Source organism: Streptomyces sp. 2P-4, assembly GCF_030167965.1.
Classification (GTDB): Bacteria; Actinomycetota; Actinomycetes; order Streptomycetales; family Streptomycetaceae; genus Streptomyces; species Streptomyces globosus_A.
The window spans coordinates 1,246,103-1,265,247 of sequence record NZ_CP095011.1; the positions used below are offsets into that span (position 1 = coordinate 1,246,103).

Consider the following 19,145-nt stretch of genomic DNA (forward strand, 5'->3'; position numbering starts at 1 on the left):
CGGCCGCCGGACCGCATCTGGTCAGCGATCCGGCAGCGGAGGCGGCGTACCTGTTCGAAGCCGGCCCGGACGGCGGCCCGCCCCGCCTGGCCCTCCCCCGCACGTTCGCACCGCTGACCCCGCGCTGCCTGCGTACGCGGGACGGGCTGGTGGTGCTGGGCACGTGACGCAGGGCCGCGGACCGGCCCGCTGACCGGCGGGACGTGTCCGCCGTCCCGGCGCGTACGTCGACCCGGGCGGCTCAGCCGGTCCGCGTCAGCCGGTCCGCGTCAGCCGGTCCGCGTCAGCCGGTCCGCGTCAGCCGGTCCGCGCCGGAGAGTACCGCCGCGGCCAGTGCCTCCGCGGCCGCCGAGACGCGCGGGCCGCGGAGCAGGGCGAACTCCACCGGCCCCAGGTCCGGCAGTCCGGGTACGCGGGCGAGGCCCGGCGGGACCAGCCCGCGGGTGTGCGCCATCACTCCCAGCCCTGCGCGCGCCGCGGCGACCAGGCCGCTCAGGCTGCCGCTCGTACAGGCGATGCGCCAGGCCCGGCCGTCCCGCTCCAGCACCTCCAGCGCCCGCGCCCTGGTGATCCCCGGCGGCGGGAACACGATCAGCGGTACGGGCCGGTCCGGATCGACACGGAGCCCCTCTGCGCCGATCCACACCATCCGGTCCCGCCACACCAGGCGGCCCCGCTCGTCCTCCGGCCCGCGCCGCTTCGCCAGGACGAGGTCCAGCCGGCCCGCGTCCAGCCGTTCGTGCAGCGTCCCCGACAGCTCCACCGACAACTCCAGGTCGACCTCGGGGTGCTGGTGCCGGAACGCCTCCAGGATCTCCGGCAGACGGGTCAGGACGAAGTCCTCCGACGCCCCGAACCGCAGCCGGCCCCGCAGCCGGGTGCCGGTGAACCAGGCCGCCGCCCGCTCGTGCGCCTCCAGGATGGTCCGGGCGAAGCCGAGCATCGCCTCGCCGTCCTCCGTCAGCTCCACGCGGTGCGTGTCCCGCAGGAACAGCGGCCGGCCCGTCGCCTCCTCCAGCCGCCGCACGTGCTGGCTGACCGTGGACTGGCGCACCCCGAGGCGGCCGGCCGCCTGCGTGAAGCTCAGCGTCTGGGCGACCGTGAGGAACGTGCGCAGCTGCGCCGGGTCGTACATGGCGCCCATCGTCCCACGGCCATCATGCAGCGCGATGGCAGTCAGTGCGGTGTACGGGTTTCCCGATGAGCGGAGCAGGCCGACGATGTGGAGGGAGCGCGGCCGCGACCGGCCCGCCCGCCTCCGGCCCGCCCGCCGCCCCGTCGACCGCAAGTGAGCCCCGCCCATGCCCCGCCGCCTCCGACTGCCCGCCCGGCTGCCGCTGGATCCGTACGTACTGGCCCTGCTCGGCACCGTCGCCCTGGCCTCCCTGCTCCCTGCCCGCGGGACGGCCGCGACCCTCGCCGAGGGTGCGGCCGCCGTCGCCGTCGCGCTGCTGTTCTTCCTCTACGGGGCGCGGCTGTCCACCCGTGAGGCGCTGGACGGGCTGCGCCACTGGCGGCTCCACCTGACGGTGCTGGCCTGCACGTTCGTGCTGTTCCCGGTGCTGGGGCTGGCCGCCCGCGGGCTGGTGCCGTGGGTGCTGACGCCGCCGCTGTACGGGGGGCTGCTGTTCCTGTGCGCGGTGCCGTCCACCATCCAGTCGTCGATCGCGTTCACGTCGATCGCCCGTGGGAACGTGCCCGCGGCGATCTGCGCGGGCTCCTTCTCCAGCCTCGCCGGGATGGTCCTCACGCCCCTGCTGGCCGCCGTGCTGGTCGGGAGTGCCGCAGGCGGGTTCTCGGCGGACGCGCTGGGTCGGATCGCGCTCCAGCTGCTGGTGCCGTTCCTGCTCGGGCAGGCCCTGCGCCCGCGGATCGGCGGCTTCACCACCCGGCACCGGGCGGCGCTGGGGCTCGTGGACCGCGGATCGATACTGCTGGTGGTGTACGCGGCGTTCAGCGCGGGCGTCGCCGCCGGGATCTGGCACCGCGTCGGGGTGCTGCGGCTGGGGGCGCTGCTCGCGGTGGAGGCGGTACTGCTGGCCGTGATGCTGCTGGTGACCTGGTACGGGGCGAAGCGGCTCGGGTTCGGGCGGGCGGACCGGATCGCGATCCAGTTCGCCGGGTCGAAGAAGAGCCTGGCGGCGGGGCTGCCGATGGCGAGCGTGCTGTTCGGGGCGCAGGCGAGCCTGGCGGTGCTGCCGCTGATGCTGTTCCACCAGATGCAGCTGATGGTGTGCGCCGTGCTGGCGCGCCGCCGCGCCCGGGACCCGGAGGAGGCGGCGGAGGCCGGGGCGGTCGTCGCGGCGGCGGGTGTGCGCCCGTGACGGCTCCGCCCGGGGTGTGGCGCAGGTCTCCCCCGGCTGCCGACGCCCTTGCAAGCGGGGCCCGTTAACGTTCGGTGGTGACCTGGATACGCCCGCTCGGTGCCCGCGCCGAACGCCCCTGCACGCTCGTCGTCTGCCGCGGCTGCTGCTGCGGGGACCCCCGCAAGAACCCGGGGACCGACCACGCCGGCCAGCTGGCCCGGCTCCAGGAGGCGGCCGCCGCCTCCGGCGGCCGTGTCGCCGTACGGACGAGCGACTGCCTGGGCCCGTGCGCGCAGGCCAACGTGGTCGTGGTGCAGCCGGCGACGGAGGCGCGGCGGCGGGGCGCCCGCGCGGCCTGGTTCGGGTGGGCGCTGGACGACACGGCGACGGACGAGGTCATCGCCTGGGCGCAGGCGGGCGGCCCGGGCGTGGCCCCGCTGCCGGCGACACTGGACCTGCACCGCATCGAGCCGCCGGAGCCGAAGACGCCGGACGCCGGCCGGTCCGGCGCCCCGAAGGCCAGGGGCGGCAGGGCGCGGCGGGGCCGCTAGGGGCGTTGCGAAACCCCCTGGCCGACCGGGGCGGGGAACTCGATCCGCTCCTCGCCCGCGTAGATGTTCATGTCCCCGCCGCGCAGGAAGCCGATCAGGGTGAGCCCCGCCTCCTGGGCGAGGTCGACGGCCAGGGAGGACGGCGCCGAGACGGCCGCGAGGACGGGGATGCCGGCCATGACGGCCTTCTGGGCGAGTTCGAAGGAGGCCCGGCCGGAGACGAGCAGCACCGACCCGGCCAGCGGGAGCCGCCCGGCCTGCACGGCCCGGCCGATGATCTTGTCGACGGCGTTGTGGCGGCCGACGTCCTCGCGGACGTCGAGCAGCTCGCCGCCTGCCGAGAACAGGCCGGCCGCATGGAGCCCGCCGGTGCGGTCGAAGACCTTCTGGGCGGCGCGCAGACGGTCGGGCAGCTCGCCGACGAGGCCGACGGGGAGGCGTACGGGGTCGGCGGCGGGAGGGAAGCGGGTCGCGGTGCGGACGGCGTCGAGGCTGGCCTTGCCGCACAGGCCGCAGGAGGACGTCGTGTACACGTTCCGTTCGAGCGTGATGTCCGGCAGGGCGACGCCCGGGGCAAGCTGCACGTTGACGACGTTGTAGGTGTTGGAGCCGTCCTCGGCGGCGCCTTCGCAGTACGTGACGGCACGTACGTCGTCGGCGGAGCCCACGACGCCTTCGCTGACGAGGAAGCCGACGGCGAGGGCGAAGTCGTCGCCGGGGGTGCGCATGGTGATCGCCAGCGGCTTGCCGCCGAGGCGGATCTCCAGCGGCTCCTCCGCGACGAGCGTGTCGGGGCGCGTTCCGGCGACGCCGCCCCGGACCCTGACGACGCGGCGGCGCTCGGTGACCCGTCCCATGGTGTTCAGCCCGCCCGTCCTCGCCCGCGTCCGTGTACTGCGTCGTACACCTGTCGGGCCCATTGTCCCGGATCGGGCGGAGGCTGTGGAATCTCCAAATTCCCGGGCGGTAATCCTGTCGGAACCCTCGCACCCGTACCGACCGGTAGCCGGTCAAGCTGGGTGATCCTGACTGCCGTACGAGGGGGATTCGCGCCCATGACCGGTTCACGCGTGGTGGCGCTGGGGCACTACCAGCCTGCCGGAGTGCTCACCAACGAGGACCTGGCGGCCATGGTCGACACCAACGACGAGTGGATCCGCTCGCGCGTCGGCATCAAGACCCGGCACATAGCGGGAGACGACGAGCCGGTGGACGAGCTGGCCTTCCAGGCGGCGGGCAAGGCCCTCGCGGGCGCGGGCCTCGCCCCGGACGACGTCGACCTCGTCCTGGTGGCCACCTCGACGGCGATCGACCGCTCCCCGAACACGGCCGCGCGCGTCGCGGCCAAGCTGGGCATGGGCGGCGGGCCCGCGGTGATGGACCTCAACGTGGTCTGCTCGGGCTTCACGCACGCGCTGGCGGCGGCGGACCACGCGATCCGCGCCGGGTCCGCGAGGCGCGCGCTGGTGATCGGCGCCGACAAGATGACCGCGATCACGGACTGGACCGACCGCACCACCTGCGTCCTGACGGGCGACGGGGCGGGCGCGGCCGTCGTCGAGGCGAGCCAGGAGCCGGGCATCGGGCCGGTCCTGTGGGGTTCCGTCCCGGAGATGGGGCACGCGGTCCGCATCGAGGGCACTCCCCCGGTCTTCGCCCAGGAGGGCCAGGCCGTGTACCGCTGGACGACGGGCCGGCTGCCCGCGCTGGCCCGCGAGGTGTGCGAGAAGTCGGGGATCACCCCGGAGGAGCTGGCGGGCGTGGTGCTGCACCAGGCCAACCTGCGGATCATCGAGCCGCTGGCCCGGAAGATCGGCGCGGTGAACGCGGTCGTCGCCCGGGACGTCGTCGACTCGGGCAACACCTCCGCGGCCAGCATCCCGATGGCACTGTCGAAGCTGGTGCAGCGCGGCGAGATCCCGTCGGGCGCCCCGGTCCTCCTCTTCGGCTTCGGCGGCAACCTCTCGTACGCGGGCCAGGTCGTCGCCTGCCCGTGACGCCCGGGCATGCCGCCCCGGCCCGGACGGCATGCCCGCAGGTCAGCGAGCACCCAGCCGTCGAAATACCTGGTCGGAACCACGCCGAACTGCTGCTATTGTTGTCCATGTCGCCGCGGGAAACCGGGGCGGTCACCTGGTCCGGGTGGCGGAATGGCAGACGCGCTAGCTTGAGGTGCTAGTGCCCTTTATCGGGCGTGGGGGTTCAAGTCCCCCCTCGGACACCGACAAGAAGACCCCTGTTTCGGCAGGGGTCTTCTTCGTTTTGCGTGCCGGGCGGGGCGGAAGCTCGCCCGCGGCGGGTTCCCGCCATGTGTGGTGGGTTCGCGGCCGGGCCGGTGGGCATGCTCTCCGCCGCTTTGTCGTCGTCCCGTCCCCGCTGTGCCTGCGGGGCTCCCATCGGGGCGGCGGAGGCGGTGTGCGGAGAGGAGCGGGTGTGCGGGAGGTTGTGGTCCCGCCCGTGGTGGTGGAGACGGCCGTCGGGGGGCTTGCCGACTGCGTGTTCCGCAGCGCCCGGGAGGAGCCGGGCCGGGTGGTCATGGGCCGCAAGCAGGACGGGGTCTGGCGGGACGTGACGGCCGGGGAGTTCGCCGCCGAGGTGCTGGCGCTGGCGCGCGGGCTGGTGGCGCAGGGGGTGGAGTTCGGGGACCGGGTGGCGGTGATGTCCCGGACCCGGTACGAGTGGACGCTGTTCGACTTCGCGCTGTGGGCGGTCGGCGCCCAGCCCGTGCCCGTGTACCCGAGTTCCTCCGCCGAGCAGGTGCAGTGGATCCTGTCCGATTCCGGGTGCACCGCGTGCGTCGTCGAGAACGAGGACCAGGCCATGACCGTCGGGTCGGTCCTCGGGGGGCTGCCGCGGCTGCGGCGGCTGTGGCAGCTCGATGCCGGGGCCCTCGCCGCGCTCGTCGCCGACGGGCGGGTCGTGCCGGAGGACGCGGTGCACCGGCGGCGGGGCGCGGTGGTGCCCGAGGCCGTGGCCACCGTCATCTACACGTCGGGGACGACCGGGCGCCCCAAGGGGTGCGTGCTGACCCACGCGAACTTCATGTTCGAGGCGGACACGCTGGTCCGGCGGTGGGAGCCGGTGTTCCGGACCGGGCCCGGGGAGGTGCCGTCGACGCTGCTGTTCCTGCCGCTCGCGCACGTCTTCGGGCGGGTGGTGGAGGTCGCGGCCGTCCGGGCGGGGGTCAAGCTGGGGCACCAGCCGGAGCTTGCGGCGGCGGAGCTGGTTCCGGAGCTGGCGGCGTTCCGGCCGACGTTCGTGCTGGGTGTGCCGTACGTGTTCGAGAAGGTGTTCGCGGCGGCCCGCCGGGCGGCGGAGGCGGAGGGGCGGGTCGGTGTCTTCGACCGGTCCGTCGAGGCGGCCGTGCGGTACGCGGAGGCGTGCGAGCTGCAGGCGTTCGGGGCGGGGCCGGGGCCGTCGGCGGCGCTGCGCGTGCAGCACCGGCTGTACGAGCGGCTGGTGTACGGGCGGGTCCGCGCGGCGGTGGGCGGCCGTGTCCGGTACGCGATGTCGGGCGGGTCGGCGATGTCGCGGCGGCTCGGGCTGTTCTTCCAGGGCGCCGGGATCACCGTGTTCGAGGGGTACGGGCTGACCGAGTCGTGCGCGGCGGCCACCGCCAACCAGCCGGGCGCGACGAAGTACGGCACGGTGGGCCGGCCGATCCCGGGCGGGGCGGTGCACATCGCCGAGGACGGGGAGGTGTGGCTGCACGGGCGGCACGTGTTCTCCGGCTACCTGGGCGACGCCCGGGCCACGCGGGCGGTGCTGCGCGGCGGCTGGCTCGCGACCGGCGACATCGGGCGGCTGGACGAGGACGGCTACCTGGTGATCACCGGGCGGAAGAAGGAGATCCTCGTGACCTCCAACGGCAAGAGCGTCGCGCCTGCCGCGCTGGAGGAGCGGGTGCGCTCGCATCCGCTGGTCGCGCAGTGCGTGCTGGTCGGCAACGACCGGCCGTACGTGGCCGCGCTGATCACTCTGGACGAGGAGGGGGTGGCGCACTGGCTGTCGATGCGGAGCCGCCCGCAGCTGCGGGCGGCCGAGCTGGTGCACGACGCGGACCTGGCGGCGGAGGTGCGGCGGGCCGTGGTGGCGGCGAACACGCTGGTGTCGCAGGCCGAGGCGATCCGGGCGTTCCGGGTGCTGCCCGAGCAGTTCACGCCGGAGCGGGGGCTGCTGACGCCGTCGCTGAAGCTGCGGCGGCGGGCGATCGAGACGGCGTACGCGCGGGAGGTCGCGGCCCTGTACCGGCCGTGACCCGCGCCTGGACCGCGGTCCGGGCGCGGCCGTACGGGTGGATCCGGGCCCGTCCGGGTCGCAGGCGGGCCGCTGCGGGGAGGGGCGGGCGCGGCGGCGGGAATACGTCGGGGCGGGCGGCCGTACGGGCGCCCCCGGGCCGGGGCGTGCCCGTACGGCTCCGGTTCGGCCCCCGCCACCCCGAGGAACGGCAGCGTGAACGACATCCCCGCGATCACCCTCAACAACGGCGTCCCCATGCCCCGGCTGGGCTACGGCGTCTGGCAGGTGCCCGACGACGAGGCCGAGCGCGCCGTGCGGACGGCGCTGGAGGCGGGCTACCGCAGCATCGACACGGCGGCCGCGTACGACAACGAGACGGGCACCGGGAAGGGGCTGGCGGCGGCCGGGGTGCCGCGCGAGGAGGTGTTCGTCACGACGAAGCTGTGGAACGGCCGGCAGCGGACCTGGCGGCGGGCCGAGGTGCTGGAGGCGTTCGGGAGGTCGCTGGACCGGCTGGGCCTCGACCACGTCGACCTGTACCTGATCCACTGGCCGCGTCCGATGCGCGACGACTTCCTGCACATCTGGGAGGCCTTCGAGGAGATCGCGGCGAGCGGGAGGGCGCGGGCCGTCGGGGTGTCGAACTTCCGGCCGGAGGATCTGGCGCGGCTCGGCGAGCGCAGCGCGCTGGTGCCGGCGGTGAACCAGGTCGAGCTGCACCCGCTGTTCCCGCAGGCCGAACTGCGGGACCTGCACGGGCGGCTGGGCATCGCCACGGAGGCGTGGTCGCCGCTGGGGCAGGGCGGTGAGCTGCTGCGGCTGCCCGAGGTGGCGGACGTCGCCGGCCGGTACGGGCGTTCCCCGGCGCAGGTAGTGTTGCGCTGGCACCTCCAGCTGGGGAACGTCGCGATCCCGAAGTCGGTGACGCCGTCGCGGATCAGGGAGAACCTGGACGTGTTCGGCTTCGAGCTGGACGCCGCGGACATGGCGCGGCTGGAGGCGCTCGGCAGTGGGCCGCGGGCCGGGCGTATCGGGCCGGATCCGGCGGTCTTCGACATCTGAGCGGCTTCGGTTTCCGAGCAGCTTCGACATCTGAGCAGGGGGCTCGCTTGTCCGTTCCGGACGGGGTGTACCGGGTGCGCAACGTGGCGAGCGGGCTGCTCCTGCGGCTGGAGGGCGGCACGGCGGTGGGGGTGGGGCCGGAGGGCCCGCCCGCGTCGGCGGCCGCCGTGCAGTGGCGGCTGTCGCCGGTGCACAGCGGCGGCGGCATCGTCCATGTGGTGAGCGTGCACAACGGCAGGCGGCTGGACGTGGCGAACGCGTCGACGGAGAGCGGCGCGCGGGTGCAGGTGTGGCGGCCGAACGAGTTCGGTGCGCAGGAGTGGATCGTCGAGGAGCACCTCGACGATCCGGGGGTGGTGTCGCTGGTGGCGTGCATCAGCGGGCTGTCGCTGGAGGCGGACGGGGAGGGCCGCGCCCGGCAGGGCGAGGACACCGACTCGCCCGCGCAGTGGTGGCGGCTGGAGCCGGTGGCGTAGCGGGTCCCGGTGGCGGGCCCGGCCGGGCGGCGGCGGTCTGCTGTCAGTGCGCGCCGTGGGCCGGGGCCAGGGCTTCGACGCGCTCGGCGAGTGCGAAGTCGGACTCGGTGACGGCGTCTCCCGCGCTGTGCGTGTTCACCGAGAGGCGGACGGTGTTGTAGCCGAGGGTGAGGTCGGAGTGGTGGTCGAGTTCGTCCTGCACGGCGGCGATGTGCACGACGAGCGCGCCCGCCGCGACGTGTGAGCCGAGCCGGTAGGTGCGGTGGAGGCTGTCGCCCTCGAAGGACCAGCCGGGCAGCTCCCGCAGCCGGTCCTCGATCTCCTTCTGCGAAAGCGGTTCTGCTGCCATCGGCGTGCTCCTTCCCCTGCCGGGTCCAACTCCTGACGAGGGGTCAAGGTTCCCACAGCAGGCGCGGGAAGGAAGGCTCCGCGCCGGTCCGGCGCGCTGGGGTAGCGTCGTGTGCATGGCGACCATGACACGTGCGGGCGGCGGCACCGTCGGGGAGCTGCTGCGCACCTGGCGGCAGCGGCGCGGCATCAGCCAGCTGGAGCTCGCCGGCCGGGCCGACTCCTCGGCGCGGCACATCAGCTTCATCGAGACGGGCCGGTCCGCGCCCAGCCGGGAGATGGTGCTCCGGCTCGCCGACCGCCTCGACGTGCCCGTCCGCGAGCGCAACTCGCTGCTGCTGGCGGCCGGGTACGCGCCGCAGTACGCGCAGACGCCGCTGGCGGACCCCGCGATGGGGACGCTGCGGGAGGGGCTCCAGCGGCTGCTGACCGGGTACGAGCCGTACCCGGCGCTCGTCGTGGACGCGGTGTACGACGTGGTCGCGGCGAACCGCGGTGTCCTGATGCTGCTGGACGGGCTGCCGGAGCACCTCCTGGTGCCGCCGCTGAACGCGATGCGGATCACCCTGCACCCGGAGGGGCTGGCGCCGCGGATCCGCAACCTGCCCGAGTGGCGGGGCCACCTGCTGGCGCAGATGGAGCGGCAGATCGCGCTGTCCCGCTCGCAGGTGCTGCGCGCCCTGTACGAGGAGGTGGCGGCCTATCCCGTGCCGCAGGGGCGGGCCGCCGGCCCGGCGGGGGACGGCGGGGCGGTCCCGTACATCGCGCTGCCGCTGGTGATCGAGCACGACGGGCGGGTGCTGTCCTTCGTGTCGTCCATCGCGACGTTCAACACGCCGATGGACGTGACCGTCGCCGAGCTGGCCATCGAGACGATGCTCCCGGCCGACCCGGCGACGGTGGAGTACCTGCGCTCACTGGCGGTCTGACGCGGCGCAGGCCCGCAGCGCCAGGTGCTGCAGGAGGGCGAAGCCGGCGACGGCGAGCGCCTGCGCCGGGACCCACACCAGCCCGGCGGCGGTGGGGGCGTCCCACAGGAACAGGGAGACGAGGCTGAGCACCGTCCAGGCGCAGTTGGCCTCGATGACGAGGGCGACGGGCCGGGCCGGGGGCCGGCGCCGCGAGGCCGTCCAGGCGACGGCTGCGGCGTAGGCGGTGAGGAGGAAGCCGAGGCCGAACAGCGTGTCCGCGCCGATGCCGAGGAGCCGGCCGAGGGGGGCGCTGAAGGCGGCGTAGGCGAGGCCGTTGGCTCCGGTGACGGCGGCGTCGAAGGCGAGGAAGCGGCGCAGGGCGGTCTGCGGCACCGCGGTACGGGCGACTCCGGCGACCAGGGTTGCGGACACGGCGGATCAACCTCCAGAGGGGGCGGCGGGGTGGACGGGCGCGGAACGGGACGGGCGGCGGAGGCGGCCGGGGCCGCTCCGGGGTGGGCCGGGGCGCTTCCGGCGGGCCGCGCCGTCCGGTGCCCCCACTGTGCCGCCGGGGGGTTGCCGCGGTCGATTACCTCAGGGGTCATGGGAGTCGGCCGGGCTCGGGCCGGGGCGGGGCAGGCCGGGGCCAACGTTCTTTGATGTGGAGCGCAGGAAACGTTGGGTTCTTATCTCCCTCTTGCGGCTCGCGGGCTACGCTGCTTGCAAGCCGATCGACCCTCGAACGTCCTGTCGACACAGGGAGAACCACACGGTGGATGCCGTTTTCCGTCCCGCCCTCGCCGCGACCTGGGAGCGCGTCGCGGTGCTGGCGGAGCAGCGGGGGGCGGATCCGCGCGAGGTGCTCGACGCGGAGCGGCTCGGGCATCTGAGCGGGGTCGAACCGGCCCTGATTCCGGCCGTGTTGGCGGGGGCTGCACCGGCCGTGCCGTTATGCGTGCGGGTGCACCGGCGGTTCCGGTGGCTGCGGGCCACCCGGCGGGACAGGCAGGGGCGGGAGTGGCCGCTCGCCGCGATCGCCGACGACTTCGACGCCCCCGGGGCGTCCCTGGGCCCGCTGAACGCCGGGACCGGGCTGCCCCGGTTACGGCATGCGGCGGGGGTGCAGCGCTTCTTCGGGGTGTACGCGGGCTTCCTCCTCGCCGACAGCCGGAGCGCGGTGGAGCGGGCCGTCGCGGCCGTGGCGACCTCCACCTGCCCCGGCGCCACCGTGCCCGCCGCTCCGGGGGCGGCCGCGGGCGCCGTGTCCGGGTCGGGCGCCGCCGACGACCTTGACCTCCTCTCCCACCTGACGGGCATGCCGCCGCACGCCGTCGCGCAGACCCTCGAGGGCCGGCCGCCGCGGCTCCCGCTGCCGGAGCAGGTCCACCAGCGCTTCACCCATCTGCGGCGCACCCGCCTGCGGCCCGACGGCCAGCCGCACTCGCTGGACGCGATCGCCCGCTCGTTCGACGCCTCGGGGCAGTCGCTGACCCGCCTCGCCCGCGGCGAGGGGCTGCCGAGCCTGGCCGCGGCCGCCGGCATCCAGCGGTTCTACGGGGTGGACAGCGGCTTCCTCCTCGCGGACGACACCGAGGCGCTGGCGGCCGCGCTCGCCGACATCGAACACGGGCTGCTGGCCTCCGGCGGGGACGCGGCCAACCCGATGCTGGGGGCCCTGCGGGCGCATGACGTCCGCGGCATCGCCGCGCGGGCCGGCCGGCTCTCCGCCGCAGGCCGGCAGTCGCTGCGCGACCACCTGGACGACCTGCTGGCCCGGGAGGGCCGGCTCGGGATCCCGGGCGCACGCGGGGAGGGCCCGGCCCGCACGGTGCGGGGCCGCGAAGACGCTGCCGAGGGGGGAGTGCCATGAGGACGACACGGACCATGCGGAAGCTCGGCGCGGATCTGCTGGCGGGCGTGCGCCTGGCCCCGCCGGCCGACGCCGCCGCGATCATCGGGAGCCTGTGCGCGGCGTACGGGCGCAGGCGCGGCGGCCGGCCGGTGAACTTCCGGTTCGCCGGGTTCCCGCCGGACACCGCCAGCGGGCTGTGGCTGGAGATGGCGGACCGCGACCTGCTCGTCATCGAGGAGCGGACCCGGCCGGAGCACCAGCTCGTCATCGCCTGCCACGAGCTGTGGCACCTGGAGGAGGGCACCTGTGACAGCCACGGCCCGGGCATGGCGGTCGCCGCCCGGATCGCGGGCCGCCACGGAGACCTGGCGGAACTGCTGAACTCGCAGGCAGGGCTGGGGAGCGTCGTACGGCAGGCGGCCGCCCGGGCGGACCGGCAGGACCCGGCGGAGATCCGGGCCGAGACGTTCGGACTGCACCTCGGGAAGATCCTCAAGGGTTTCCTGGAGCCGCCCCGGCAGGCGCAGTGCGAGCAGATCGAGCGGATCGGCACGGCCCTGGGATGGGCGCGGTGAGGCAAGGCACGGAGAGGCAGGGCACGGAGAGGCAGGGCACGACGGGGCACGCCGCGGCAGGCCGCACGCTGCGGGCGCCGCGCCCCGCACCGCCCTCCCGGCCGACGCCCCCGCCGACGCCGCCGACGCCCCCGCCGACGCCGCCGACGCCCCTGCCGGCGCCGCCGCCGACGCCCCTCGCGCGCCGCTGACCGCCTGCGGCCCCGACAGAGAGCAGCACCCACACATGACCGCTTACCCCCAGCCCCGTCACGCCGTCGTCATCGGCGGCAGCATGGCCGGGCTCCTCGCCGCGGCCGTGCTCGCCGAGCACGCGACGGTCACGATCGTCGATGCCGACGTGCTGCCCGACGGCCCCGTGCCGCGGCGCGGGCTCCCGCAGGCCCGGCACGTGCACGTCCTGTGGTCGGGCGGGGCTCGGGCCATCGAGAAGATCCTGCCGGGGATCACACAGGAGTGGATCGCCGCGGGCGCGATGCGCCGCAGCCTGCCCGTCGAGCTGGTCACCATGACGGCGCAGGGCTGGATCCCGCGGTGCCGGGAGAAGCAGTTCACCATCTCGTGCAGCCGGGACCTCCTCGACGCGGTCGTCCGGGCCCGGGTGAGGGGCCTGCGCGGGGTGACCGTCCTCCAGCGGAGCCGGGTGCGGGCCCTGGAGGGGACGGCGGCCCGGATCACCGGCGTCCGCGTCGACACCCCGGAGGAGAAGGGGCGGCTGGTCAGCGCCGACCTAGTGGTCGACGCGAGCGGGCGCGGCTCGCGCTCCCGGATCTGGCTGCGGGAGCTCGGCGCGGGCGGGATCCGGCAGGCTGAAGTGGACTCCGGGCTGGTGTACGCGACGCGGCTGTTCGAGGCACCGCCGGGGGCACACGAGTCGGGCTTCCCCATCGTCAACGTGCAGTCCGATCCGCGGGTGCCCGTCCCGGGCAGGACCGCGACGATCGTGCCAATCGAGAACGGGCAGTGGCAGGCGACGCTGTCCGGCACCCGCGGCGGGCAGCCGACCGGGGATCCGGAGCTGTTCGTCCCGTTCGCCAAGAGCGTCCGCGATCCCATCGTCGGCGAGCTCCTCGAAAAGCGCCGACCGCTCACGGACGTCGCCGTCACGCAGGGCACCGCGAACCGCCGCGTCTACTTCGAGAAGGCCGACCTGCCCGACGGGTTCTTCGCGGTCGGGGACTCCGTGGCCACCTTCAACCCGCTGTACGGGCAGGGCATGACGGTCGCCGCCCGGGGACTGCTCGCGGTGCGGGCGCTGCTGCGGGCCAAGGGGCTCGCCCACCCGTCCATCGGCCGGGAGGCGCAGCGGGCGCTGGCCCCGCAGGTGGCCACCGCCTGGGAGCTGGCCACGTCGCAGGACATCCTGTACCCGGGGGCGACGGGGATGCGGCCGCGGACCGGGACCGGTCTGCTGAACGCCTACGTCAGCCGGCTGATGACGGGGGCGACCACGCGGGAGGCGCTGACGGCGGCGTTCCTCCAGGTCATCACAATGAGCAGTCCGCCCACGCACTGGCTGGGCCCGTCGGTGGTGTGGCACGTGCTGCGCGCCTCCGACCGGGGTGCGCTGAAGGCCGCGCCGCTGACGGCCGCCGAACGGGCCGTCGCCGGGCTGGACGCGGACCCCGTACGGGCCGCCGTTGCGGCCGCGGAGCCGGCCGGCCCCCCGCCGTCGCCGCCCGCGGACCCCGCCGGCTCCCCCGACCCCGCCGACCCCGTGGACCCGGTCGATCCGGTGGGCCGTGCCGGCCGGGCCCGATGACGGACGGGCTCATCCTCTACGTGCCGGGGTCGGTGCTGATCCTGGCCCTGCTGATCAAGGCGCCGACGCTGCGGCGCGGCTGGGACCAGCCGCTGATGCGCGCGGTGTGCGCGGTGCTGTTCGCCGGCTGCCTCGTGATGTTCCTGGCGGCTCCCCCGACCATCGCGGCGGTCAACCGGCTCACCGGGATCACCAACTTCTCGGCGCCCCTGGTGTACGGGGCGCTGACGGCGTTCTCCGGGTCGTGCGTCGTGCTGGTGCTGCACTGGAGCGGCGGCCCGCCGGCAGCAGTGCGGCGGGCCACCCGGCTGACGGTCGCCGTGTTCGGCGCGGTCACGCTGCTGATCGTGCTGCTGTTCGTCAGGGGCGAGGCGCCCGTGGAGCGGCTGCGGGACCTCGACACGTACTACGCGAACACGCCGTGGGTGCGCGAGATGATCGTCTGCTACCTGCTGGCGCACACGGCGGCCAGCTCGGTGATGACGGTGCTGTGCTGGAAGTGGCTGCGGCGGGTGGGCCCCTCGCTGCGCCGGCTGCGCCCGCTGCGGACCGGCCTGGCGCTGATCGTGCTGGGCGGGGTCCTCGACCTGTGCTACCTGGTCTCCAAGTGGGCGGCGGTCGGTGCGCGCTGGGCGGGCCGCGACTGGGACGCGCTGTCGACGTACGTGGCCCCGCCGTTCGCGGCGGCGGCGGCGCTGATGGTGGGCTCCGGTTTCATCGTGCCGCTGGTCGGCGGATCGCCCGCCTGGCGGGACTACAGCCGCTACCGGACGCTGCGCCCCCTGTGGAAGGAACTGCGCGGGTTCGCCTCGCCGAGCGTGATGACGGTGCCGCTGACCTGGTGGTCCCCGATCGGGATCCGGCTGATCCACCGCGAGTCGGTGATCGACGACGGGATCCTGGCGCTGGGGTGCTGGTTCGACCCCGGGGTGCGGCTGGCGGCGTACGAGGCGGCGCGCGCCGAGGGGATCGGGGAGCCGCAGGCGTCGGTCGTGGCGGACGCGGCGATGCTCGCGGCGGCCGTGCGCAGGCGGGCCGCCGCCGACCTGGCGGGCTGCGTCGGGGAGCACCGGGAGCCGGCCGACCGGGGGCCCGACGACCCGCACCGGCTGGATTCGCGGCCGCTGGCGGAGCTGGCCCGGGAGTTCAGCTCCTCGCCGATCGTGGCTGCGGTGCGGCGCGCCCCGGCGGAGCCGGAGCCCGCTCCGCGGCCGTGGGAAGGCCGGAACGCCCCGGGGTGAGGGATCCGGGGCGTTCCGGCGGTACGGGGGTGCGGGCGCGGCGGCCGACCCGCGGGCGGTCAGAGGTCCGTGAGGGAGAGGCCGGCCTGGGCGGCGGCGGCCTGCACGGTCTGCTCCAGCAGGACGGCGATGGTCATCGGGCCGACGCCGCCGGGGACCGGGGTGATCAGGGAGGCGCGGGCGGCGGCGGACTCGAAGTGGACGTCGCCGACGTTGCCCTCGTTGTAGCCGGCGTCCAGGACGACGGCGCCGGGCTTGATGTCCTCGCCGCGGATGAACTCGGCCTTGCCGACGGCGGCGACCAGGACGTCGGCCTGCCGGACGATCGAGGACAGGTCCTTGGTGCGGGAGTGGCAGTAGGTGACGGTGGCGTTCTGCTCCAGCAGCAGCATGCCGGCGGGCTTGCCGAGGATGGCGCTGCGGCCGACGACGACGGCGTGCTTGCCGGTCAGGTCGACGTCGTACTCGGCGAGCAGGCGCATGATCCCGCCGGGGGTGCAGGAGACGAAGCCGGGCAGGCCGAAGCCCATGGCGGCGAAGGAGTGCATGGTGACGCCGTCGACGTCCTTGCCGGGGGCGATGGCCTCGAAGGCGGCCCGCTCGTCGATGTGGTGCGGCACCGGGTGCTGGAGCAGGATGCCGCTGATCTCCGGGTCCTCGGAGAGGGCGGTGATGGTGGCGACGAGCTCCTCGGTCGTCGTCTGTGCGGGCAGCGCCACGTGCCGGGAGGTGATGCCGGCCTTGGCGCAGCGGTTCTGCTTCATCCGGACGTAGGTGACGGAGGCGGGATCCTCGCCGACCAGCACGGTCGCCAGGCAGGGGGCGGTTCCGGTGCGCCGGGCGAGGTTCGCGGCGTGCAGGGCGGTCTGCTCGGAGATGCGGCGGGCGAGGGCGGTGCCGTCCATGAGCCGGGCGGTCTGGGCAGTCGTCATAGGGGTCTCCTGGGCGTCGCTGCGGAATCGCGGTTCGCCCAGGCGCGCGGCAGTCGGCGTACGCGGGGGTACGCCGGGCGTACGGTCGTACGCCGGGCCGCTCCCCGGTGGTGATCCACCCGAACGCCAGTCACGGCCCGCGACCACTGTAGTCGAACACGGCGGGCGGAATATCGGTGGATGGCCCGCTCCCCGCCTGGGACGATATGGATCATGACGCGAACTTTCGACCATCTGGTGGCGGAGGCGGAGACCGTCTCGGTGGACGGGTGGGACTTCTCCTGGCTGGACGGGCGGGCCACTGAGCAGCGCCCCTCCTGGGGCTACCAGCGCATGCTGGGCGAGCGCCTGGCCCGGGTGCGGTCGGTGCTGGACGTCCAGACCGGCGGCGGGGAGGTCCTCGCCGGGGCCGGGCCGCTGCCGCCGCTGGCGGCCGCGACGGAGTCCTGGCCGCCGAACGTCGACCGGGCCACGCGGCTGCTGCACCCGCTGGGCGCGGTCGTCGTCGCCGATCCCGACGAGCCGCCGCTGCCGTTCGGCGACGGGGCGTTCGAGCTGGTGTGCAGCCGGCACCCGGTGACGGTCTGGTGGGACGAGATCGCGCGGGTGCTGGCCCCGGGCGGCACGTACTTCTCGCAGCAGGTCGGGCCGGCGAGCGTCTTCGAGCTGGTCGAGTTCTTCCTCGGCCCGCAGCCGGATGGGGTCCGGCGGCGCCGGCACCCCGACGACGCCGTCGCCGGGGCCTCGAGGGCGGGGCTGGAGGTGGTGGACCTGCGCTCGGAGCGGCTGCGGACCGAGTTCCACGACATCGGCGCGGTGATCTATTTCCTGCGGAAGGTGGTGTGGATGGTTCCGGGATTCACCGTGGGGCACTACCGTGAGCGGCTGCAGGAGCTCCACGAACGCATCGAGCACGAGGGTCCGTTCGTCGCGCACACCTCCCGTTTCCTCATCGAGGCCCGCAGGGCGGGCTGAGGGGCCGGTGGGGCGGCCGGCGGCGGCGCGGGGGCGCGGACGGTTTTCGGGCCGAAAGGTTGCCCGCACACAGCGTGGCGCAGGTCACTCAATTCAGCGCGTAACGAATCGACTCGGGCCCGCGATGAACCGACAGGTGTCCTCGCGCGGCCCGGAATACAGACCCCTCTCGGGTCTGTTTCCCGATCCGCGCGATGATGTCCCGCCCACTTCCTGTCTGTTCGCAACGAGAGGCTCCTTGTGTCGCTCAGCCCGTCCCGTACGTTCCCTCCGGAGATCGCCGAATCGGAGGCCCTGGTCGCTCTCGTCGAGCGCGGCCGCGAGCAGGGTCACATCAACGGTGACGACGTGCGCCAGGCCTTCGAGGCCGGCCGCATCCCGGTGGACCAGTGGAAGCGGGTCCTGCGCAGCCTGAACCAGGTCCTGGACGAGGAGGGTGTCGCCCTCCACGTCAGCGCGGCCCCCGCCACGAAGGCTGCCGCGAAGAAGCCCCGCAAGGCTGCCTCCGCCCCCGCCCGGACCGTGACGAAGAAGGCCGTCGCCGCGCCGCGGCCGATCGGCGCGCGGAGCAAGGCCGCGACCGCCGCGGCCGCCGCCGCCGCGACGACGGCGGCTGCGGCTGCCGCCCCGGCGGCGGCTATATCCGCTTCTCCGGCCGCCGCTGCCGAGGCCCCGGAGGCCGCTGCCGCCGCCGAGCCGAAGAAGCGGACGGTCAAGAAGGCCGCCGCGAAGAAGACGGCCGCCAAGAAGACCGCGGCGAAGAAGGCCACCGCGAAGGACGCCGACGACGCCGAGAACCCGTCCGTCGAGGGCGAGGACTGGGCGACCGAGGACCTCGTCGACGAGGTCGAGGAGGAGGCCCCGGCGGGCGCCGTCCAGGGCTTCGTGCTGTCCGACGAGGACGAGGACGACGCTCCGGCGCAGACGGTGATGGTGGCCGGTGCCACCGCCGACCCGGTCAAGGACTACCTGAAGCTGATCGGCAAGGTGCCGCTGCTCAACGCCGAGCAGGAGGTCGAGCTGGCCAAGCGGATCGAGGCCGGCCTGTTCTCCGAGTACAAGCTCGAAGAGGAGGAGGACCTCAAGCCCGCGTACCGGCGCGAGCTGGAGATCCTCGTCGAGGACGGCCGCCGGGCGAAGAACCACCTGCTGGAGGCCAACCTCCGCCTCGTGGTCTCCCTGGCGAAGCGGTACACCGGTCGCGGCATGCTCTTCCTGGACCTGATCCAGGAGGGCAACGTCGGCCTGATCCGCGCCGTGGAGAAGTTCGACTACACCAAGGGCTTCAAGTTCTCCACGTACGCGACGTGGTGGATCCGGCAGGCGATCACCCGCGCCATGGCCGACCAGTCGCGCACCATCCGCATCCCGGTCCACATGGTCGAGATCATCAACAAGCTCGCCCGTGTGCAGCGGCAGATGCTGCAGGACCTCGGCCGCGAGCCCACTCCGGAGGAGCTGGGCAAGGAGCTCGACATGACCCCGGAGAAGGTCATCGAGGTCCAGAAGTACGGCCGCGAGCCGATCTCCCTGCACACCCCGCTGGGTGAGGAGGGCGACAGCGAGTTCGGTGACCTGATCGAGGACTCCGAGGCGGTCGTTCCGGCCGACGCGGTGTCGTTCACCTTCCTCCAGGAGCAGCTCCAGTCCATCCTGGGCACGCTGTCCGAGCGCGAGGCGGGTGTCGTGTCCATGCGGTACGGCCTGAACGACGGCCAGCCGAAGACCCTCGACGAGATCGGCCGCGTCTACGGGGTCACCCGTGAGCGCATCCGCCAGATCGAGTCGAAGACCATGTCGAAGCTGCGCCACCCGTCCCGCTCCCAGGTGCTGCGCGACTACCTCGACTAGTCGCGGCGGCCAGGTGCGCCCGCAAGGGCCCGGAAACCCTCTCGGGGGTTTCCGGGCCCTTCGG

At 74.5% G+C, this 19,145-nt stretch carries 19 protein-coding genes, 1 tRNA gene and 1 riboswitch; of the genes, 15 read left to right on the top strand and 5 right to left on the bottom strand.

Annotation, left to right across the window (positions count from 1 at the left end; genetic code table 11):
* Window positions 1-283 precede the first annotated feature (283 nt).
* Window positions 284-1,135 (bottom strand): LysR family transcriptional regulator, encoded by an 852-nt coding sequence (locus MUK52_RS05115; RefSeq protein WP_114058579.1) that lies wholly within the window; start codon window positions 1,133-1,135, stop codon window positions 284-286.
* Window positions 1,136-1,169: 34 nt separating this feature from the next.
* On the opposite strand from MUK52_RS05115, the gene MUK52_RS05120 reads away from it, so the two are divergent.
* The 3 genes from MUK52_RS05120 (at window position 1,170) to MUK52_RS05130 (ending at window position 2,857) form a co-directional block, all read left to right on the top strand.
* On the top strand, window positions 1,170-1,292 hold the full coding sequence (locus MUK52_RS05120; protein ID WP_281277915.1) for a hypothetical protein: 123 nt from the start codon (window positions 1,170-1,172) through the stop codon (window positions 1,290-1,292).
* A 9-nt stretch (window positions 1,293-1,301) separates the two neighbouring features.
* Window positions 1,302-2,324, top strand: a complete 1,023-nt coding sequence (locus MUK52_RS05125) for a bile acid:sodium symporter family protein (RefSeq protein WP_284574881.1) — start codon at window positions 1,302-1,304, stop codon at window positions 2,322-2,324.
* A gap of 77 nt (window positions 2,325-2,401) precedes the next feature.
* Window positions 2,402-2,857, top strand: coding sequence for a (2Fe-2S) ferredoxin domain-containing protein (locus MUK52_RS05130; RefSeq protein ID WP_246042448.1), 456 nt, complete (start codon window positions 2,402-2,404; stop codon window positions 2,855-2,857).
* Here the strand turns inward: MUK52_RS05130 and fdhD are convergent.
* Entirely contained in the window at window positions 2,854-3,714 is an 861-nt protein-coding gene (gene fdhD / locus MUK52_RS05135) for a formate dehydrogenase accessory sulfurtransferase FdhD (protein WP_114054998.1), read from the bottom strand. The genes MUK52_RS05130 and fdhD overlap by 4 nt on opposite strands.
* 198 nt (window positions 3,715-3,912) lie before the next feature.
* On the opposite strand from fdhD, the gene MUK52_RS05140 reads away from it, so the two are divergent.
* The 5 genes from MUK52_RS05140 to MUK52_RS05160 all read left to right on the top strand — a co-directional run bounded on the left by MUK52_RS05140 (window position 3,913) and on the right by MUK52_RS05160 (window position 8,634).
* Window positions 3,913-4,854 (top strand): beta-ketoacyl-ACP synthase III, encoded by a 942-nt coding sequence (locus MUK52_RS05140; protein ID WP_284574882.1) that lies wholly within the window; start codon window positions 3,913-3,915, stop codon window positions 4,852-4,854.
* Window positions 4,855-4,993: 139 nt separating this feature from the next.
* Window positions 4,994-5,078: transfer RNA gene (locus MUK52_RS05145), tRNA-Leu, on the top strand.
* Window positions 5,079-5,290: 212 nt separating this feature from the next.
* A complete protein-coding gene (locus tag MUK52_RS05150) occupies window positions 5,291-7,114 on the top strand; it encodes an AMP-dependent synthetase/ligase (RefSeq protein ID WP_284574883.1) in 1,824 nt (607 codons plus the stop codon).
* 195 nt (window positions 7,115-7,309) lie between these two features.
* A complete protein-coding gene (locus tag MUK52_RS05155; protein ID WP_114054995.1) occupies window positions 7,310-8,158 on the top strand; it encodes an aldo/keto reductase in 849 nt (282 codons plus the stop codon).
* 47 nt (window positions 8,159-8,205) lie between these two features.
* Complete coding sequence (locus tag MUK52_RS05160; RefSeq protein ID WP_114054994.1) at window positions 8,206-8,634, top strand: RICIN domain-containing protein; 429 nt, start codon at window positions 8,206-8,208, stop codon at window positions 8,632-8,634.
* Window positions 8,635-8,677: 43 nt separating this feature from the next.
* Here MUK52_RS05160 and MUK52_RS05165 read toward each other — a convergent pair whose 3' ends face one another.
* Window positions 8,678-8,983 carry a 4a-hydroxytetrahydrobiopterin dehydratase gene (locus MUK52_RS05165; protein ID WP_114054993.1) on the bottom strand — a complete coding sequence of 102 codons (306 nt, stop codon included), beginning with the start codon at window positions 8,981-8,983 and terminating at the stop codon, window positions 8,678-8,680.
* 115 nt (window positions 8,984-9,098) lie between these two features.
* On the opposite strand from MUK52_RS05165, the gene MUK52_RS05170 reads away from it, so the two are divergent.
* On the top strand, window positions 9,099-9,911 hold the full coding sequence (locus MUK52_RS05170) for a helix-turn-helix domain-containing protein (RefSeq protein ID WP_114058578.1): 813 nt from the start codon (window positions 9,099-9,101) through the stop codon (window positions 9,909-9,911).
* On the opposite strand, the gene MUK52_RS05175 is transcribed toward MUK52_RS05170, so the two are convergent.
* Window positions 9,897-10,325 carry a hypothetical protein gene (locus tag MUK52_RS05175; RefSeq protein WP_284574884.1) on the bottom strand — a complete coding sequence of 143 codons (429 nt, stop codon included), beginning with the start codon at window positions 10,323-10,325 and terminating at the stop codon, window positions 9,897-9,899. The two genes, MUK52_RS05170 and MUK52_RS05175, sit on opposite strands and share 15 nt — an antisense overlap.
* Window positions 10,326-10,665: 340 nt before the next feature.
* Between MUK52_RS05175 and MUK52_RS05180 the strand changes: the two genes are divergently transcribed.
* From MUK52_RS05180 to MUK52_RS05195, 4 genes are all read left to right on the top strand, one after another.
* The gene (locus MUK52_RS05180) at window positions 10,666-11,763 is read left to right on the top strand and encodes a hypothetical protein (protein WP_114054991.1); all 1,098 of its coding nucleotides are present in this window, start codon (window positions 10,666-10,668) and stop codon (window positions 11,761-11,763) included.
* Window positions 11,760-12,320, top strand: coding sequence for a toxin-antitoxin system, toxin component (locus tag MUK52_RS05185; protein ID WP_114054990.1), 561 nt, complete (start codon window positions 11,760-11,762; stop codon window positions 12,318-12,320). Before MUK52_RS05180 ends, MUK52_RS05185 begins: the two co-directional genes overlap by 4 nt.
* 226 nt (window positions 12,321-12,546) lie before the next feature.
* Window positions 12,547-14,082 carry an NAD(P)/FAD-dependent oxidoreductase gene (locus tag MUK52_RS05190; protein ID WP_284574885.1) on the top strand — a complete coding sequence of 512 codons (1,536 nt, stop codon included), beginning with the start codon at window positions 12,547-12,549 and terminating at the stop codon, window positions 14,080-14,082.
* Window positions 14,079-15,323 (top strand): MAB_1171c family putative transporter, encoded by a 1,245-nt coding sequence (locus MUK52_RS05195; RefSeq protein WP_114054988.1) that lies wholly within the window; start codon window positions 14,079-14,081, stop codon window positions 15,321-15,323. Before MUK52_RS05190 ends, MUK52_RS05195 begins: the two co-directional genes overlap by 4 nt.
* Before the next feature lie 59 nt (window positions 15,324-15,382).
* On the opposite strand, the gene MUK52_RS05200 is transcribed toward MUK52_RS05195, so the two are convergent.
* Entirely contained in the window at window positions 15,383-16,255 is an 873-nt protein-coding gene (locus MUK52_RS05200; protein WP_284574886.1) for a bifunctional 5,10-methylenetetrahydrofolate dehydrogenase/5,10-methenyltetrahydrofolate cyclohydrolase, read from the bottom strand.
* Between the two features lie 68 nt (window positions 16,256-16,323).
* Window positions 16,324-16,399, bottom strand: a riboswitch (ZMP/ZTP riboswitch).
* Window positions 16,400-16,468: 69 nt separating this feature from the next.
* Between MUK52_RS05200 and MUK52_RS05205 the strand changes: the two genes are divergently transcribed.
* Window positions 16,469-17,230 (top strand): methyltransferase domain-containing protein, encoded by a 762-nt coding sequence (locus tag MUK52_RS05205; protein WP_284574887.1) that lies wholly within the window; start codon window positions 16,469-16,471, stop codon window positions 17,228-17,230.
* Between the two features lie 240 nt (window positions 17,231-17,470).
* Window positions 17,471-19,081 carry an RNA polymerase sigma factor gene (locus MUK52_RS05210; RefSeq protein WP_284574888.1) on the top strand — a complete coding sequence of 537 codons (1,611 nt, stop codon included), beginning with the start codon at window positions 17,471-17,473 and terminating at the stop codon, window positions 19,079-19,081.
* Window positions 19,082-19,145 lie beyond the last annotated feature (64 nt).

Coding starts and splice junctions, on each gene's coding strand:
- MUK52_RS05115 (WP_114058579.1), bottom strand. CDS start 1,135: ATGTACGACCCGGCGCAGCTGCGCACGTTCCTCACGGTCGCCCAGACG.
- MUK52_RS05120 (WP_281277915.1), top strand. CDS start 1,170: ATGGCAGTCAGTGCGGTGTACGGGTTTCCCGATGAGCGGAGCAGGCCG.
- MUK52_RS05125 (WP_284574881.1), top strand. CDS start 1,302: ATGCCCCGCCGCCTCCGACTGCCCGCCCGGCTGCCGCTGGATCCGTAC.
- fdhD (WP_114054998.1), bottom strand. CDS start 3,714: ATGGGACGGGTCACCGAGCGCCGCCGCGTCGTCAGGGTCCGGGGCGGC.
- MUK52_RS05140 (WP_284574882.1), top strand. CDS start 3,913: ATGACCGGTTCACGCGTGGTGGCGCTGGGGCACTACCAGCCTGCCGGA.
- MUK52_RS05165 (WP_114054993.1), bottom strand. CDS start 8,983: ATGGCAGCAGAACCGCTTTCGCAGAAGGAGATCGAGGACCGGCTGCGG.
- MUK52_RS05170 (WP_114058578.1), top strand. CDS start 9,099: ATGGCGACCATGACACGTGCGGGCGGCGGCACCGTCGGGGAGCTGCTG.
- MUK52_RS05185 (WP_114054990.1), top strand. CDS start 11,760: ATGAGGACGACACGGACCATGCGGAAGCTCGGCGCGGATCTGCTGGCG.
- MUK52_RS05190 (WP_284574885.1), top strand. CDS start 12,547: ATGACCGCTTACCCCCAGCCCCGTCACGCCGTCGTCATCGGCGGCAGC.
- MUK52_RS05195 (WP_114054988.1), top strand. CDS start 14,079: ATGACGGACGGGCTCATCCTCTACGTGCCGGGGTCGGTGCTGATCCTG.
- MUK52_RS05200 (WP_284574886.1), bottom strand. CDS start 16,255: ATGACGACTGCCCAGACCGCCCGGCTCATGGACGGCACCGCCCTCGCC.
- MUK52_RS05205 (WP_284574887.1), top strand. CDS start 16,469: ATGACGCGAACTTTCGACCATCTGGTGGCGGAGGCGGAGACCGTCTCG.